Below are 16175 nucleotides of genomic sequence, written 5' to 3' on the forward strand. Positions count from 1 at the left end.
GTATAGCGTGAAGGAGGGCAATTTGTCAAGAAAGGCGCGCTCTTTATCATCGAAAGTTAATCTTCAGTGCGACGCTGCTTCTCAAGGTAGACGAGGAGGACGGAGATGTCGGCGGGGGAGACGCCGCTGATGCGCGCTGCCTGTCCAATGGAGTGCGGGCGAATGGCAGCGAGTTTCTCCGCCGCCTCAAGGCGCAGGCTGCTGATCGCCGCATAGTCGATGGTCTCGGGGATACGGCAGCTTTCGAGGCGTTCCATGCGCGCGATCTGCTCCTCCTGCTTTCTAAGGTAGCCGTCATATCGCGCCATTATCTCGACCTCCTCGCGCACGTCGTCTGCGAGGGCGGGCAGGTCGAAGAGGGCGGCGAGGCGGCGATAGTCTCCCTCGCGTGCGAGCAGGGCAAAGAGGGTCATGGGAACGCGCAGGGGGCTGATCCCCGCCTCCGCCAGACGCGCTTCGGTCTCGGCGCTCGGGCTGAGGCGGCGTTCCTTTAGGAGGACGAGCGCCGCCTCGATGGCATCCCTCTTTGCGATAAAGCGTGTCCAGCGTTCGTCCGTGACGAGATGGGCGGCGCGTCCCATCGGTGTGAGCCGCAGATCGGCATTGTCCTGCCTGAGGATGAGGCGGTACTCGGCGCGGCTCGTCATCATGCGGTACGGCTCGTCCGTTCCCTTGGTGACAAGGTCGTCGATGAGGACGCCGATGTAGCCATCGCTGCGGCGCAGTATAAGCGGCTCCTCCCCTGCGATTGCACGCGCGGCGTTGATGCCTGCGATGAGTCCCTGCGCCGCCGCCTCCTCATAGCCGCTCGTGCCGTTTGACTGACCGGCGGAGTAGAGTCCCGCCACGCCCTTGACAGTGAGGGTCGGGGCGAGCTGCAAGGGGTCGAGGCAGTCGTACTCAATGGCGTAGCCGGGGCGCATGATGCGTGCGTGTTCGAGTCCCGGTATCGTTGTGAGGAATGCCTCCTGTACGTCGGTCGGGAGGCTAGTGGACATACCCTGCACATATATTTCATTCGTATGGAGTCCCTCTGGTTCGAGGAAGAGCTGATGGCGCTCCTTGTCGGGGAAGCGCGCGATCTTCGTCTCGACGGAGGGACAGTAACGCGGTCCAACGCCCTCGATGACGCCGTTTGCCATCGGTGCGCGGTGGAGGTTCGCGCGAATGACCTCATGGGTCGCCTCGTTTGTATAGGTGAGGTAGCACGGGGTCTGCTCATCCGGCATCGTTTCCGTCAAAAAGGAAAAGGCGGGGGCGGTCGGGTCGCCCGCCTGCACAGCCGTCTTTGCAAAGTCGATGGTGCGGCGGTCAACGCGCGCGGGCGTGCCGGTCTTGAAGCGCATGAGTTTCAGCCCGATCGCGCGGAGCGAATCCGAGAGCGCCATCGCGGGGCGCTGTCCGTTCGGGCCGCTGTCATAGATGGTCTCGCCGAGGATGATACGCCCACGCAGATACGTCCCCGTAGCGATGATGACGGCGTGTGCCGTGATCCGTTCGCCCGTCTCACAGAGGACGCCGGTGACGCGCTTGCCTGTGCTCGTTTCCTCGGCGAGGAGTTCCGTCACAAGCAGCTGACGTACGTCGAGATTGTCCGTATTCTCGACCGTTTCTTTCATGATGCGCTGATAGAGGAATTTGTCCGCCTGCATACGCAGCGAATGGACGGCAGGTCCCTTGCCTGTGTTGAGGAGGCGCCGCTGAATGCTCGCACGATCCGCAGCAATACCCATCTCGCCGCCGAGCGCGTCGATTTCGCGGACAAGGTGACTCTTGCCGGGGCCGCCGACGGACGGGTTGCAGGGCATCATTGCGATGTTGTCCAGTGAGAGTGTGACGATGAGGGTGCGCTTCCCCATGCGTGCCGCAGCGAGTGCCGCTTCAACGCCCGCATGCCCCGCACCGATGACGATGATGTCGTAGTTGGTTGTGTCGCTCACGTAATGCTTCCTTTATCGATGGCGTTTCTGCTGTATGATTCCTCTACGGTGAACTTCACCGGAACCTCGCCGAGGTCGGTTTCCATGCGCCGCCAGCGGACGCCCGCCGAGTCAAACATGCGCTTGGAGATCTTTGTCGCCTCGGTCGCGGCGTACTTGTCCGAGAGGTAGACGACCTCGCGGATGCCGCTCTGGATGATCGCCTTGCAGCATTCGTTGCACGGGAAGAGGGAGACGTAGATACGGCAGCCCTTCAGTGACGTGCTCGCGTTGAGGATAGCATTGAGCTCGGCGTGCACGACGTAGGGGTATTTCTGCTCGGCAAACGCACCCGTCCGCCCCCACGGATACTCGCGGTCGTCACAGCCGTTCGGCATGCCGTTGTAGCCGACGCCGACGATGTGTCTCTCCTCGTTGACGATGCACGCGCCGACCTGCGTGTGCGGATCCTTGCTGCGGTAGGCGGAGAAGAGCGCCACCCCCATGAAGTATTCGTCCCAAGAGATGATCATATTGGTGTTCTCCTTGCACAACATACGTTCGTTTGTTATAATGAGAAAAGGCACTGCCATTAAAAACGGTAGGCGGTTAGGCATCCCTCATGGAATCAGCCACTTATCTTGACTTATCTTTTATGCCCTCTCGTCGTCGGCAAATCCTCCACATAGCCATCGCTATGCGTCCGGTTTGCCTTCTCGATAGGACAAAAAATCTAAGCCAATCTAAGAGCGGCTTCATTTCATGAGCGATGCCTTTTCTCGCCCCCGAAAGGGGGAATATATATGGATACCTATGAGTTCCTATCATTCCTCATAGTATATACCATACTGATTCTATCAGTGAAAAGATAAACGAGAAAACCCCGCCTTTCGCTCCAAATCGTAGGCGGGGTATTCCTCTGTCATAGCGTTGGGGGCGGCCGCCCATCAGCAGTGCCCTTTTTCTATGCTTATTTTACAATATTCCGTCCGCTTCGTCAAGCGTCGCGCGGGAGTATCATGCGAAGGATGTATTTGAGAATTATTTTCCGTTATTTTTAATTGACAAATCGTAGAAGATAAATTAAGATGATGCGAGTATAAATGAGAACTGCATAGATGGGGAAACAGGTGCCCCTGATGGGGCTTAATAGGGAATCCGGTGCAATACCGGAGCGGTCCCGCCACTGTAAGGAGGAGCAGAGCTGCACGGACGAGAGTCCGGTCACTGGGGAGAGATCCTTGGGAAGGCGCAGCCGCGCGCAGATTCCGAGCCAGGAGAACTGCCTGTTTCATGCTCGCTAACGATCCACGAGCGATGGGGAGGGGAGCCGGAACTTTGCCTTTGGCACAGCGGCTTTCTTCGTGTGGAAAGCCGCTTTTTTATGCAGTTTTTGGAATGTGGTTGCCGTCCGCTTCACGCGGGAGGAGGACGGACGGCAGCACCACGATCAAGGAGGAAATCACTTTGAAGAAGAACCATCTCACACGCGCTGTTTTGATCGGGCTTTTATCCATTGGTGGGGGGCAGAGTATTGTCCATGCAGGACATGATGAGAATCTGCAATCCTACACGATTGATAATATCGTGGTCGAGGCGGAGCAGACGATCAACCAGTTCGGCGACACGGTGACGGAGCAGTCGTACTACCGCACGGGCGGTGACGTGAAGGTCATCACGCGCGAGGAGATCGAGAAGCGTCACTACATGGATCTCACGGAGGCGATCAAGCGCATCCCGGGCGTGACGTTTCAGAACCCCGGCTACCGCGGCGGCGAGTACGGCTACCAGTTCTACAACAACGGCGTCCTCATCAACGGCGACTCGCGCGTCGTCATCCTCATCGACGGGCGGCGCGTGGACAACCTCACGAGCACGCGCATCGGTGATGACAGTACCTCGGGCAGTAAGTCCACAGGTGTCAACATCGACCAGATGATCGGCATCGAGAGCGTGGACAAGATCGAGGTCATCAAGGGGCCCGGCGCATCGGTCTATGGTCCGGACGCAACGGGCGGTGTGATCAATATCATCACGCGCAAGGGCGGTGTGAAGCAGCAGGGCACGCTCGATCTCTCCACGGGATCGTGGCACCGCCACAACGGCGCGCTCTCCTTCTCGGGTGCGCTGCAGGATGACCCGACGTTCCACTATTTTGCAACAGTCACGCGCAATATGAGCGGCGATACGAAGTATGTGGACGGTGAGACGGGGCAGACGGGTACACTCGGCGGCTCGCGCTGGAAGGAGGATGCCGTCAACATCCGCCTCGACAAAGAAATCGGAAAAGAGCAGAGCATCAAGCTCTGGTACAACTACAAGGCGGGCAAGGATGGCTACCCGATCTCGACGCCGCGCCTGAAGTACTGGAATCAGAACGACTGGGAGCGCATTATCTTTAACGCTGCCGTCGGGCAGCTGGATACAGCAAACGCCCTCAAAGGAGGGGTCAACCCGAAAACCAGTCAATGGGAGGCAGCACGCACACTCAGCGGCGATACACGCAACCCCGGCTATGCGAATCTCTATGCCCTCGACGGCGCGGTCTACAACTCGTTCAGCAGATTTAGGCACAACGACTGGGAACTGAAGTGGACGTTCGACAAAGATAACGGGATGGAAAGCTTCGTTCGTCTTTACGATCAGAACCACCGCTATGCCAACCGCGACAAGTATGTATGGCGAATTGAGAGCAGAAACGATCTGATAAGCGACTACCGTACACGCTTCCCCAGCGGCGCAACGCAGGCGGAGTTAAAGCAGTGGATCGGCGAGCATCTCGCACCGTTCCCGGGCGGCGATCCGGCGAAGGTGCAGGAGTGGCTGGAAAAGACGGGCGGTACGGCGACCGAGCCGACGAGCTGGCGCGAGGAGCGCAACCGCGGCTTCCAGGTGCAGTACGCAAAGTCAATCGGCAAGAACGATGTCATTGCGAGCCTCACCTATGACAAGGCCAAGAACTATTCGAAAAGAATCCAGGCGAACGGCAGCATAAAAGAATCCCATACCGCGCGTGATTCCGTTCTTGCATACGTACAGGATAAGATCCACATCACACCGAACTGGGATCTGACCCCCGCGCTGCGCTACTCCTACTACTCGGGCTATCACTCCTCAACGGCGGGGGACGATGTGCAGGGCAGGGGCAATGTGAACTTTATCACGCCCGCACTCAACACAGAGTACCTCTTTGACGATACGCTCAGCATGTATTTCGGCTGGGCGAAAGGCTTCCGCCCACTGCGTCAGGGCGACTATACCTCCACAGATGGTGTGTTTAACACTCCGCTGGAAGATGAGCGCGGCGACGCATGGACGCTCGGCGTACGCAAGGAGTTCTCGCAGCACACCGCACTCGCTGTCCACTACGACTGGACGCGCATGGGCAACGCGATTGCAACCCTGCCAATCTGGAACGACGTCGCAGGCGAGTTCGAGAGCACGGCGGTCAATGCACGCGAGGACAAGAAGTCCTTCAACATCACGTTCGACCACGCCTTTGACAAGCATTTCTCCATGAGTGCGTCCTACTCCCACATGGTCGATAAATGGATGGCAAAGCCGGGCTGGGTGCTCGACCCGAACTGGGGCTACCAGAATTCGAGCGACATCAACACGCAGATCAACCGTCTGCGCCCCGCGAACCACTACGCGCTGAACCTCACCTATGAGAAGGGCAAGGTCTATACGGGCATGCTCATCAACTGGTATACGGGCAACAGCCGCACGGCGTTCACGGACAGCCGCTTCCTCGTCCTCGACTGGAACTTCAACTACAGCTTTACCCCCGATCTGACGGGATATATCACCGTGAACAACCTCACGAACGAGGCATACCAGACTTCCTACAATGCGTGGAACGGCGTCGGCAGTTCGTCCATGCCCGGCCGCAGTTTGATGGTCGGCGCACGCTACACGTTCTAATCGCTCGGAAATGAAAGGACGCAGGACATTCTTTGAAAGGATGTCTTGCGTCTCTTTCTGTAGGAGGAAGGATGAAACTTTCATATATATTCCCCACCGTCCTCGTACTCCTGCTCACGGCGTGCAGCTCCATCGTCAAGGTGCATGAGAATGAGCACCGCCCGGCGATGGCGGAGCAGATGGATGCAGCGTATACCCTCGTCACGATTGAGAATATCAATGAGAAGGGGGAGCCTGTCTCTCAGGTCTACGAGCAGCCGCCGCAGCGCGTGGTCGCCGTCTGGCAGAACTCGATTGAGACGCTGCTCGCGCTCGGCGTGGGCGACCGCATCGTTGCAGGCATGGGCGTCCCCGACGCCCGCTACATCCGCCCGGAGTACCGCGCGGCGTACGAGGAAATCCCCTACACGAGCCTTGAGCATCTGGATGTCGAGACGATCCTCATGATGCAGCCCGATCTCATCGTCGGCTGGTCGTCCACCTTCTCATCGAAGGTGCTGCGGGGGACAGACTTCTGGGCAGGACGCGGGGTGCATACCTACATCGCGCCGTCCTCGGCGCACGGGAACAGGAACAAGACCATCGCGCAGGAGTGTCAGGACATCGAGAACCTCGGACGAATCTTCGGACGCGAGGAACGCGCCGAGGAGCTGGTCGGCGCGATGCAGAATGAAATCGCGTATGTCGCCGAAAAGACCGCTCACATGGAGCGGCGTCCGCGCGCGCTCGTCATCGAGCTGCTCGGCAAGGAGATCCGCTCCTACGGCGCGGATACGCTCGCAGGCGATATGATGCGCGCGCTCGGCGTCGATCATCTCGCGGCAGAGGGGCAGAGTCTCAGCATGGAGGAGCTCATCACGCTTGCCCCCGATGCCATCTTCGTCGTCGTGATCGAGGATGACTATGGCAATGAGGACGCCATTCTAGCGCGTCTCTATGAGAATCCCGCCCTTCAGGATCTGATGTGTGTGCAGCAGCGCCGCATCTACCCCATCCCGCTCTACGCCGTCTACAGTGCGGGCACACGCACGTATGACGGGATCACGATATTTGCGCACGGTCTATACCCTCAGATTTATGGAGAATAATCGATGCAACTATTTTTTTCGCGCGCAGGGCTCGCGCTCCTCTGCATCCTGCTCACCGCGCTCCTCATCGCTGCACTCTTCTGGGCGCTCTCGATCGGGACGGTCGATCTGCCGCCGGGCGTCATTGCTTCCGCCATCCTCGACCAGCTCCAGAGCAGCACACCCATTGAGACGCCAGGCAAGGGTCCTGTGCACGACATTGTATGGCTGCTGCGTCTGCCGCGTCTGCTGCTCGCAGCGATCATCGGCGCGGGGCTTGCGACCTGCGGCGTCGTCATGCAGGCGATTGTGAAGAACCCGCTTGCCGATCCGTACATCCTCGGCATCTCGGCGGGTGCATCGCTCGGTGCGACCGCCGCCGTCCTGCTCGGGATCGGTGCGGCATTCGGTGAGAATGCCGTCGGCATCAGCGCCTTTCTCGGTGCGTTCGCCATCTCCGTCGGCGTTCTCTTCATCGCCAACATCGGCGGGCGTGCGAATGCGATGAAGCTGCTGCTCGGCGGCATGGCGCTCAGCGCCGTGTGCAGCGCGTTTTCCAGCTTCATCATCTACTTTGCACAGGACAAGGAGGGGATTCAGACCATCACCTACTGGATGATGGGGAGTCTAGCGGGCGCAAAATGGGAACACATGGCGCTCATCGGCGGCATCACAGCTCTTGCGGTCCTCTTCTTCTGGTCGCAGAGCCGTATCCTCAACCTCATGCTGCTCGGCGACGAGTCCGCGATCACCCTCGGCACCGATCTTCATCCCTATCGACAGGGCTATCTCATCGTCAGCGCGCTTGTCGTCGGCTTTGCGGTCTTTGCCGCCGGCATGATCGGCTTTGTCGGGCTCGTGGTGCCGCACGTCGTGCGCATGCTTGTCGGTACGGATCACAAGCGGCTCGTCCCCGTGACGGCACTCACAGGTGCGATCTTTCTCGTCATCGCGGATGGTCTCTGCCGCGTCCTCATCCCGCATACGGAGCTGCCGATCGGCATTCTCATCGCGCTTGTCGGCGCACCCGCATTCATCTATCTCATGGTGAAACGCACCTACGGATTTGGAGGGCAGTGATATGGAGATTCTGGCGGAGGCGGTCAAACTCTTCATCGGAGACAAGGAGATCCTCAAGGGACTGGATTTTCACCTGAAACCGAAGGAATTCCTCGGGATCATCGGTCCGAACGGCAGCGGCAAGAGTATGTTTCTGAAATGCCTCTACCGCGTGCAGAAGCCGACGGAGGGGCGGATCACGCTGAACGGGCGCGCGCTCGACGAGCTGAGCTATCGGGAGAGCGCCCTGCAGCTCGCCGTGGTGGCGCAGCACAATATCTACAGCTTTGACTTCACGGTGATGAATGTGGTGCTGATGGGGCGTTCCCCGCACAAGCGTCTCCTCGACCGCGACAATGCAGAGGACTACCGCATCGCACGACATGCACTTGCGACCGTCGGTATGAATGGCTTCGAGGAGCGCAGCTTCGCCAGTCTCTCGGGCGGTGAGCAGCAGCGCGTCATCCTTGCGCGCGCGCTCACGCAGGAGGCGGAGTGCATGATCCTCGATGAGCCGACGAATCATCTGGACATCAAGTACCAGCTGCAGATCATGGACATCGTAAAGGGGCTGGGTCTCACGGTCGTCTCCGCGATCCATGACCTCAATATCGCCGCACTCTACTGTGACCGCCTCATGGCGATCCGAAAGGGGCGCGTCGTGGGGCTTGGCACGCCGGCGGAGCTGCTGACGGAGGCGTTTATCTACGATCTGTACGAGGTTCACGCCAAGGTGGAGCGGGATGCGCGCGGGCGCATTTACGTGCGCTATCTGCCACAGTATGATGTGAAGTAAGAAAGAAGGGGCGTTGCACGAAGCCAAAACTTCGTACAACGCCCCTTCTTTTCGGCAAGGTCAGACCACATCCACGCGCAGTACGCCGTCGATCTGGCGCAGGGCATCGACGATGAAGGCGGACTTCAGATGCTCGCTGTTATAGACCTCGAAGGTCAGGTAGATGCGCCGCGCGCCGTCCGTCTCCGCCTCGTCCTCGTCCGTTCGCACCTTGACGCCGCGCGAGCGCAGGCGCAGATCCTCGATGCAGGCGCTGATGCGCATGATCTGCCCGGGGCGGTCGACGGTGTGAATCGAGAGCGTCAGTGTGTGATCGTGGTCGACCCACGCATCGAGGCGCGAGAGGTTGCCGAGGATCAGAAAGACGATGGCGGTCGTGATGCCCGCCGGGAGATAGAAGCCCGCGCCGACAGCAAGACCGACGCCCGCGACCACCCAGAGTGTCGCCGCCGTCGTGAGCCCCGTGACCGTCAGCCCCTCCTTCATGATCGCGCCCGCGCCGAGGAAGCCGATGCCGCTGACGACCTGCGCCGCAAGGCGTGCGGGATCGGCGTTTGTCTTGCCCTCAACGTTGTCGTAGAGTGCCTGCGACATGAGCATAATCAGGCAGGATCCCAGTGCAACGAGCATATTTGTCCGTAGCCCCGCCGACTTGTGGCGCATCTGCCGCTCATAGCCGATGATCCCGCCCATCGCACAGGACAGCACGAGGCGCAGACAGATTTCCCACTCCTGCATAGATAACTTCCCTTCTATAATAAACAATATGGATTCCGCAGCAACAATATAGCTGTGAGGGATACATCTAAGATATTATCAACAGCTGTGCAAAACTCTGTGGATAATAGTGTTCAAAAGTCCGAAAATGCCTTTATCCACACAGTTTTGCACAATGTGCATAACTTTAGCGAACGATTTTTCATTTTCTGTGGATACTGTGGATATATCAGTGGATAACCCCATATATGGGATGATTTTTTTGCTGAAAATCTATATTTTGTTGTGGATTGTGCCGAACTTATCCACACCCCTGTGGAGTTTCGCAGGGGATTTTTTTCATTTTATCCCCCTGCTTGTCCACAATATGCACAGGCACGAGGAGGCTATCCCCGCCGTTCTTCCGCCGTCCACGCGCTGTATGGATGTGCGATCAGCGCGGCGTTGTAGTAGCGTTCGATGCCCGTGACCTCGGCGCCCGCCCATGCGGGCAGGGTGAATTCCTCCATCTCAGATGAAAGCTCGATCTCGGCGACGACCAGCCCAGCGTTCGCGCCGTGGAACACGTCGACCTCCCAACCGTGTCCATCGACGTACTCCCTGTAGCGGGTCTTTTCCACAAGTGGTTGCACGCAGAGCGCGAGCAGTTCCCGCGCATCGTCCGCAGGGATTTCATACTCGTACTCAAGCCGCCGTGCACCGTGCGTCTCCCCCTTGATCGTCAGGAATCCCTGCGCCCCCGCGCACCGGATCCGTACGATTCGCTTCGGATCATGCGAGAGATAGCCCTGTGCCATTTCGATTCCGACCCCTGTCGGACGGAAGTGCTCGTTTACCTTGAATTTTCGCTCGATTTCAACGCCCATGAAACCGCGTCCTTTCTACACTCTATGGAGGTACTATGATAAATGTTACGAACAAAAGAAAATGCAGTACTCCTAAGCAAACCCTAGTGAAGCAAGCGGCGTAGAGTGTGCGACCCGCCCCCTGCGGATTTTAACCGTTCAAGCGCAGCGCGTTTGGAATCCGCAGGTATTTAGGCGGATGAGCACACGTCCGCTTGCGTAACGAGGGTTCTGCGTGGAGTACGCAGAACCGTTCCATAGACGCTTTTATTGAAGTATACCTTGCATATTCCGCGCGTTTGCTATATATTATTGTGATACTGAACGGACGAGCTTCATTTTATCAGTGCGCGCGCCCAAACGCAAGGCGGTGCGACTGAATACACGTCCGATCCACAGGGAATCTGTCTGCAGAAGGAAAGGATCGATCCCGCTTGAAAGAATTACCACCGAAAAGACGAACAACGAAGAAACGACGATGGCCGTACATCCTGCTCGCCGTCCTCGTCATCTTCGTCCTCGCCGCCGTCGCTGGCGCATTCTTTGCACAGAGCAGCCTGCTCGACCGTGCGAAAACCGAGCACAAGGAAGAGCTCCTTGTGGCAAAGGACAAGGCGACAATCATGATTATGGGCGTCGACGAGCGCGCAGACGATGTGGGACGCAGCGATACGCTCATGGTCGCCACCATCGACCCGGTCAAAAACGAGGCGGCGCTTCTCTCCATCCCGCGCGACACGCGCGTCGCCATCCCGCGCTACGGCTATGACAAGATCAACGCCGCTTACGCGTACGGCGGTGAAAAGCTCACGCAGCGCACGGTGGAGGACTTCCTCGGCATCCGCATCGACCACTACATCATCATCAATACCCATGCCTTTCAAAAGATCATCGACGCCATTGGCGGCATCGATATCAACGTCGAAAAGCGTATGTACTACGAGGATCCGTGGGACGATGACGGCGGGCTCATCATCGATCTGCGCCCCGGTATGCAGCACATGGACGGCAAGACCGCCGTCACCTACGTCCGCTACCGCGATGAGGAGGGCGACATCGGCCGCGTGAAGCGCCAGCAGAAATTTATGCGCGCGTGCGTCGACGCCGTCACCACACCCGCCATCCTGCCGCGTCTGCCGGGCATCATCACGAGCGTCATCGACAGTGTAAAGACCGACCTCAGCGTCCGCCAGATGCTTGAGTTCATCGGCACGCTCAAGGAGTCGCATACAAAGGGGCTCCGCACCGACATGGTGCCCGGCCGCCCCCTCTACATCGACGAGGTGAGCTACTGGATCCCCGACATGGCACAGCTGCGGCGCGGCATGGCAAACGCCCTCGGCATCACCCTCAGCAGCACCGAGCGCAGCCGCATGGAGCGCGATGTCCGTGCGTACGAGGAGTCCATCCCCGCCGGCGCCACCGAGGTGCCCGCCGGAGAGAACGGCATCGGACGCGCCGTCAGCGCCGACGAGGCACTCGATACAGCGCACCGCAAGGGCGGCAAGGACACAAAAGACGAGAAGGACGGACGCAAAAAATCCTCCTCCGACCAGCCGCGCAGCAGTCGTGAGTCAGGGGAGGAGAAGGACACGCGCCCCGGACGATCCTCCGAGACCGTTCCCGCCTCCGACACCGGAGGCCGCCACGCGAGCACGCGGCAGAGCGGCTCAGCCGCCGAGCCGTCCGCACAGCGCACCGAGCGCAGTGAGAGCAGCGCGGCCGGCAGCGACGCGCCCACGCGCGGCAGTGCGGGCACGGGGAAAGAGGAGTAAGAAAGGCATACGCGGGGCGTGTGTATAAACGTATTATGCACGGCATAGTGCCGCACATAGGAGAGCAGCGGGAGCGATCCCACAGAAAGGATGATGTATCATGGCAAGCAAATTTGACGCAGAGGCACTGGAACTTCATAAACGCCATCAGGGCAAACTCGCAACCGTTCCGACCGTCCCCATTGAGACGCGCGACGACCTCAGCCGTGCCTATACGCCGGGCGTCGCCGCACCCTGCCTTGCGATCAAGGAGGATCCCGAGAAGATCTACGATTACACGACCAAGGGCAACATGGTCGCCGTCGTCACGAACGGCACCGCCGTCCTGGGTCTTGGCAACATCGGTGCGGGCGCGGGTCTGCCGGTCATGGAGGGCAAGTCCATCCTCTTCAAGGGCTTTGCAGGTGTCGACTCCGTCCCGATCTGCGTGAACAGCACACGGGTCGAGGATGTCGTGCAGGTCTGCCGCCTCATTGCCCCCACCTACGGCGGCATCAATCTTGAGGACATCAAGGCACCCCAGTGCTTTGACATCGAAAACGAGCTGAAAAAGATCCTCGACATCCCCGTCTTTCACGATGACCAGCACGGCACGGCGATTGTCGTCGTTTCCGCGCTGCTCAACGCGTACAAGTACCTCGGCAGGGATCTCAAGACGGCGAAGATCGTCATCAACGGCGCGGGTGCGGCGGGACAGGCGATTGCACGCCTCCTCTTCTCCTACGGCATCCAGACCGTCGTCCTCTGCGACACCACGGGAGCCGTCTACGAGGGACGCAACGAAAACATGAACCCGTACAAGGATGCGCTCGCAAAGGTCTCCAACCGCCAGAAGGAAAAGGGCACGCTTGCGCAGATCATCAAGGGGAAGGACATCTTCATCGGTGTCTCCGCGCCCGGCAGCCTCACGCAGGACATGATCAAGAGTATGAGCAAGGGTCCCGTCATCATGGCAATGGCGAACCCCGTGCCCGAGATCCTGCCCGACGAGGCAATCGCGGCGGGTGCGCGCATCGTCTGCACGGGACGCTCCGACTTCCCGAATCAGGTCAACAACCTCCTCGCCTTCCCGGGCATCTTCCGCGGCGCACTCGACGTGCGTGCAAAGGAGATCAACGATGCGATGAAGATCGCCGCTGCGAACGCGATTGCCTCCCTCATCTCCGAGAGCGAGCTGAACGAGACGAACATCATCGCCAGCCCCCTCGACCCGCGCGTTGCGCCTACCGTCGCCGCCGCCGTTGCAAAGGCAGCGCTTGAGAGCGGCGTCGCCCGCCGCACGGACATCACCCCCGAGGATGTCGCCAACCATACGCGCGAACTCTTGGGACATACGGTCGCCTAAGGAATCGCTGATAACATAAAGAATAAGGGCTTCTCTCCGAAACATTCTCGCAGGGAAGCCCTTATTTTATTGCTTATGATCTCTAACATACGCCTTTGCTGACTTGAGTCGCACCTCAAAATAGCGCGCCAAACACTCCTCCAAGACCGCCGTGTCCTTCTCACCGGACGAATGCCCCGGATTCTCGTACAGCGTTGCCGCCCAATCCTGCTTCGCGCTCAGATAGAACGTCATAATCTGAACTGCCTGCCTCCGATCCTTCGTACCCTCCGGCAAATCGTAGAACGTCACCTTGCGCCCATGCGCCTCGGCGAGCAGCGTATCGTCGCCCTGCGGACGGTAGAGCGCATGCAGCTCCCGACACACGTGCACCACATCCGCTCCGCGTGCATCATGGAGAAAGATAAAATCCCCCTTTCCAAAGAGCGGCTCCGCTGCGCTTGTTCCATTGCTCTTCCGCAGTGCCTCTGCCTCCTCCGGAGAAGCCGCCGTGAGATGATATGCCGACGTGATGGCACAAACCTTGGGATAGAGATGGGCGAAATACGCCTCCGCATACGCCGCAGCGGCATCCGTGTCGCGATAGAGGAATGGATAGGGAAATTGGGCACGCCGGATCTCTGCCGTGCAGGTAAAGTGAATCCCGATTCCCTCATCATAGAGCGCATAGACATTCTTCTGAAACGGCTTCTCCCGCCCGACCTGCATTGATTCCGGCACAACATGCGTCCCATAGGCACGAAACGTATCATTGACGTGCGCGGCAACCTCGTCCGCCGTATCAGGATCGCTGTTTTCCGTCACAAAGAAATCACAGCCCGAAAGCATGGAACACAGCAGAACGAACACAGAAAGGAAGAACCGCCGCTTCATAGCAGCACATCTCATATCCCGCCCGCAGCGCGCACGAATTTCTCCCAGATCTCCGTGTACGCCGCCTCCACGTCGCGCACGTAGGTATGCGCATCCATCAGCGGCGAACGCTCCAGACGCGGGCGCAGCTCCATGCGCAGGGTGCGCAGCTGCTCCGGTGAGGAGGCAAGACGCACGGCAAGCCGTACATAGTCCTCCGGCGTCTCGGCGATGAGCTCGGGCAGGTTGGCGTTGATCAGCAGACTCTCACCGAAGCGCGCGCCGTGGCTTTCCCCGCGCAGCGTGACGACGGGCACGCCCATTGCGAGCGCCTCGCAGGTGGTGATGCCGCCCGTATAGGGAAAGGTGTCGAGTGCGATGTCCATATCCCCGTATTCTGCGAGATGGTCGCGGCTGAACGCACGCATCTCCACGCGCTCTGTGGAAATCCCGCAGCGCGTGAAACGCTCTGCCGCGAGCTCTCTGCCCTCCGCAGTCGCAAAGAGCTTGCTCTTGACGAGAAGACGGGAGCGCGGCACGGCATCGAGCACCTCTTTCCAGAGACGCAGGACCTCGTCCGTCACCTTGTTGAAATTGTTGAACGAGCCGAACGTCACAAAACCGCTGCGCTCCATTGGCGGCGGGGCAACGGGGGGAAGCCCCTCGGGCAGCACATAGCAGAAATGGCTGTGCGGCAGACGGAGCATCTCCTCGGTAAAGGAGGGATCTGCCGTCCCTATGGGATCGACGTGCACATCCGTGAGCATATAGTCAATGGCGGGCAGTCCCGTCGTATTGAAGTAGCCGATGCCGGTCACCTGCACGGGCGCAGGGCGGCGGGCGAGGACGGGCAGCACGTTCTGCTCCGTGTGCCCCGCGAGGTCGACGAGAATGTCAATCGCGTCGCCGCGCACGCACGCCGCCGCCTCCTCTGCCGATAGCCCCCGAATGCTGCGCCACACATCCGCATGCGCCCGCAGACGCGCCGAGACAGCGTCCTCCGCGCAGTTCGCGTAGCAGTACACCGAAAAGCGCGTGCGGTCATGGAGGGCGAGGAGCGGCTGCACGAGCGTCCCCACGGGATGCGCACGCAGATCGGGCGAGATGTAGCCGATGCGCAGGGTCTTGTGCCCGCGCCGCGCATCCGACGCACGCGCGAGCGGCGTGACATCGGCAAAGAGTTTCCCGTAGCCGCGCGCCAGAGCCGCGTTGTTGGCGCGCAGATGGGCGGGCAGATAGTTCGAGGCAAAGAGTGCATTGCTGTACTCGACCGCCTTCTTTTCACGCATTGTTTCCAACCGGCTGGAGGCGAGGAACGCATCGACCGCCTCCGCACCGCCCGTTAGCGTCAGTGCCTCCCCGAGAAGGCTGTACGCGCTTGCGAGAAAGACGGCGTGGTAGGCGGGCTGTTTTCCCGCGGCGATGCGCTCCTCCAAGGCGACAATCAGCGCGCGCAGGTGCACGATCTGGGTGCGGATCTTCCCCTCCGCGCGGTCGATGTAGATCTCCTGCCGCGCCGCCCCCACATGGTCGGGGCACACCGCGCGGATCCCTTCGATCTCCGCCCGCGCCTCCTCGTATGCGCCCATCTCCGTCAGTGCCGCCGCACGGATGTAGCGCATCTCCGCATCCGCCGGAAAGACCGCGAGCAGCTCGCCCGCGATCTCCGCTGCCTGCGCATACCTGTGCGCCTCATAGAGCGCATTCGCCTGCATGAGGATCTCTCGCCGCAGCGCCTGCACATCCTCCATAACACACACCTCCATCCAAAATTTTATTCGACGGGGAAACAGAGAAATCCTTTAACCATGCGTGCTCCTAACTTAAGGGAAACGGCAATGCAGCCATGCGTGCTCCTCGCAGAACCCTCGTTACA

12 protein-coding genes and 1 riboswitch are annotated in these 16175 nt (G+C 59.7%); of the genes, 6 read left to right on the forward strand and 6 right to left on the reverse strand.

What is annotated here, in order from left to right:
* Positions 1-56: 56 nt before the first annotated feature.
* Together mnmG and C8273_RS00895 are read right to left on the reverse strand one after the other, a co-directional pair.
* On the reverse strand, positions 57-1940 hold the full coding sequence (mnmG, locus tag C8273_RS00890; RefSeq protein ID WP_106625990.1) for a tRNA uridine-5-carboxymethylaminomethyl(34) synthesis enzyme MnmG: 1884 nt from the start codon (positions 1938-1940) through the stop codon (positions 57-59).
* On the reverse strand, positions 1937-2452 hold the full coding sequence (locus C8273_RS00895) for a deoxycytidylate deaminase (RefSeq protein WP_106625991.1): 516 nt from the start codon (positions 2450-2452) through the stop codon (positions 1937-1939). Before C8273_RS00895 ends, mnmG begins: the two co-directional genes overlap by 4 nt.
* 578 nt (positions 2453-3030) lie before the next feature.
* Positions 3031-3223: riboswitch (cobalamin riboswitch) on the forward strand.
* Positions 3224-3386: 163 nt separating this feature from the next.
* Here C8273_RS00895 and C8273_RS00900 point away from each other — a divergent pair.
* From C8273_RS00900 to C8273_RS00915, 4 genes are all read left to right on the forward strand, one after another.
* Positions 3387-5843: a TonB-dependent receptor gene (locus C8273_RS00900; protein WP_106625992.1), complete on the forward strand. Its 2457-nt coding sequence runs from the start codon at positions 3387-3389 to the stop codon at positions 5841-5843.
* Positions 5844-5914: 71 nt separating this feature from the next.
* Complete coding sequence (locus tag C8273_RS00905) at positions 5915-6931, forward strand: ABC transporter substrate-binding protein (protein ID WP_106625993.1); 1017 nt, start codon at positions 5915-5917, stop codon at positions 6929-6931.
* A 3-nt stretch (positions 6932-6934) separates the two neighbouring features.
* Complete coding sequence (locus C8273_RS00910) at positions 6935-7990, forward strand: FecCD family ABC transporter permease (protein WP_106625994.1); 1056 nt, start codon at positions 6935-6937, stop codon at positions 7988-7990.
* A 1-nt stretch (position 7991) separates the two neighbouring features.
* Positions 7992-8765 carry an ABC transporter ATP-binding protein gene (locus C8273_RS00915; RefSeq protein WP_106625995.1) on the forward strand — a complete coding sequence of 258 codons (774 nt, stop codon included), beginning with the start codon at positions 7992-7994 and terminating at the stop codon, positions 8763-8765.
* Between the two features lie 60 nt (positions 8766-8825).
* Here C8273_RS00915 and C8273_RS00920 read toward each other — a convergent pair whose 3' ends face one another.
* Entirely contained in the window at positions 8826-9503 is a 678-nt protein-coding gene (locus C8273_RS00920; protein ID WP_106625996.1) for an MgtC/SapB family protein, read from the reverse strand.
* A 365-nt stretch (positions 9504-9868) separates the two neighbouring features.
* Complete coding sequence (locus tag C8273_RS00925) at positions 9869-10348, reverse strand: CYTH domain-containing protein (RefSeq protein WP_106625997.1); 480 nt, start codon at positions 10346-10348, stop codon at positions 9869-9871.
* Between the two features lie 413 nt (positions 10349-10761).
* Between C8273_RS00925 and C8273_RS00930 the strand changes: the two genes are divergently transcribed.
* Together C8273_RS00930 and C8273_RS00935 are read left to right on the forward strand one after the other, a co-directional pair.
* On the forward strand, positions 10762-12102 hold the full coding sequence (locus tag C8273_RS00930; protein ID WP_106625998.1) for an LCP family protein: 1341 nt from the start codon (positions 10762-10764) through the stop codon (positions 12100-12102).
* Positions 12103-12202: 100 nt separating this feature from the next.
* Positions 12203-13447 carry an NAD(P)-dependent malic enzyme gene (locus C8273_RS00935; RefSeq protein ID WP_106625999.1) on the forward strand — a complete coding sequence of 415 codons (1245 nt, stop codon included), beginning with the start codon at positions 12203-12205 and terminating at the stop codon, positions 13445-13447.
* A 66-nt stretch (positions 13448-13513) separates the two neighbouring features.
* Here C8273_RS00935 and C8273_RS00940 read toward each other — a convergent pair whose 3' ends face one another.
* Positions 13514-14335, reverse strand: a complete 822-nt coding sequence (locus C8273_RS00940; RefSeq protein WP_234343760.1) for a hypothetical protein — start codon at positions 14333-14335, stop codon at positions 13514-13516.
* Positions 14332-16050 carry an O-linked N-acetylglucosamine transferase, SPINDLY family protein gene (locus C8273_RS00945; RefSeq protein WP_106626001.1) on the reverse strand — a complete coding sequence of 573 codons (1719 nt, stop codon included), beginning with the start codon at positions 16048-16050 and terminating at the stop codon, positions 14332-14334. Before C8273_RS00945 ends, C8273_RS00940 begins: the two co-directional genes overlap by 4 nt.
* Positions 16051-16175 lie beyond the last annotated feature (125 nt).

The sequence above is a fragment of the Candidatus Centipeda massiliensis genome (assembly GCF_900290285.1).
Lineage (GTDB): Bacteria > Bacillota > Negativicutes > Selenomonadales > Selenomonadaceae > Centipeda > Centipeda massiliensis.

What these genes read in the sequence shown, in the direction of transcription:
- C8273_RS00895 (WP_106625991.1), bottom strand. Translation starts at nt 2,452, where the DNA reads ATGATCATCTCTTGGGACGAATACTTCATGGGGGTGGCGCTCTTCTCC.
- C8273_RS00905 (WP_106625993.1), top strand. Translation starts at nt 5,915, where the DNA reads ATGAAACTTTCATATATATTCCCCACCGTCCTCGTACTCCTGCTCACG.
- C8273_RS00910 (WP_106625994.1), top strand. Translation starts at nt 6,935, where the DNA reads ATGCAACTATTTTTTTCGCGCGCAGGGCTCGCGCTCCTCTGCATCCTG.
- C8273_RS00915 (WP_106625995.1), top strand. Translation starts at nt 7,992, where the DNA reads ATGGAGATTCTGGCGGAGGCGGTCAAACTCTTCATCGGAGACAAGGAG.
- C8273_RS00920 (WP_106625996.1), bottom strand. Translation starts at nt 9,503, where the DNA reads ATGCAGGAGTGGGAAATCTGTCTGCGCCTCGTGCTGTCCTGTGCGATG.
- C8273_RS00925 (WP_106625997.1), bottom strand. Translation starts at nt 10,348, where the DNA reads ATGGGCGTTGAAATCGAGCGAAAATTCAAGGTAAACGAGCACTTCCGT.
- C8273_RS00935 (WP_106625999.1), top strand. Translation starts at nt 12,203, where the DNA reads ATGGCAAGCAAATTTGACGCAGAGGCACTGGAACTTCATAAACGCCAT.
- C8273_RS00940 (WP_234343760.1), bottom strand. Translation starts at nt 14,335, where the DNA reads ATGAGATGTGCTGCTATGAAGCGGCGGTTCTTCCTTTCTGTGTTCGTT.
- C8273_RS00945 (WP_106626001.1), bottom strand. Translation starts at nt 16,050, where the DNA reads ATGGAGGATGTGCAGGCGCTGCGGCGAGAGATCCTCATGCAGGCGAAT.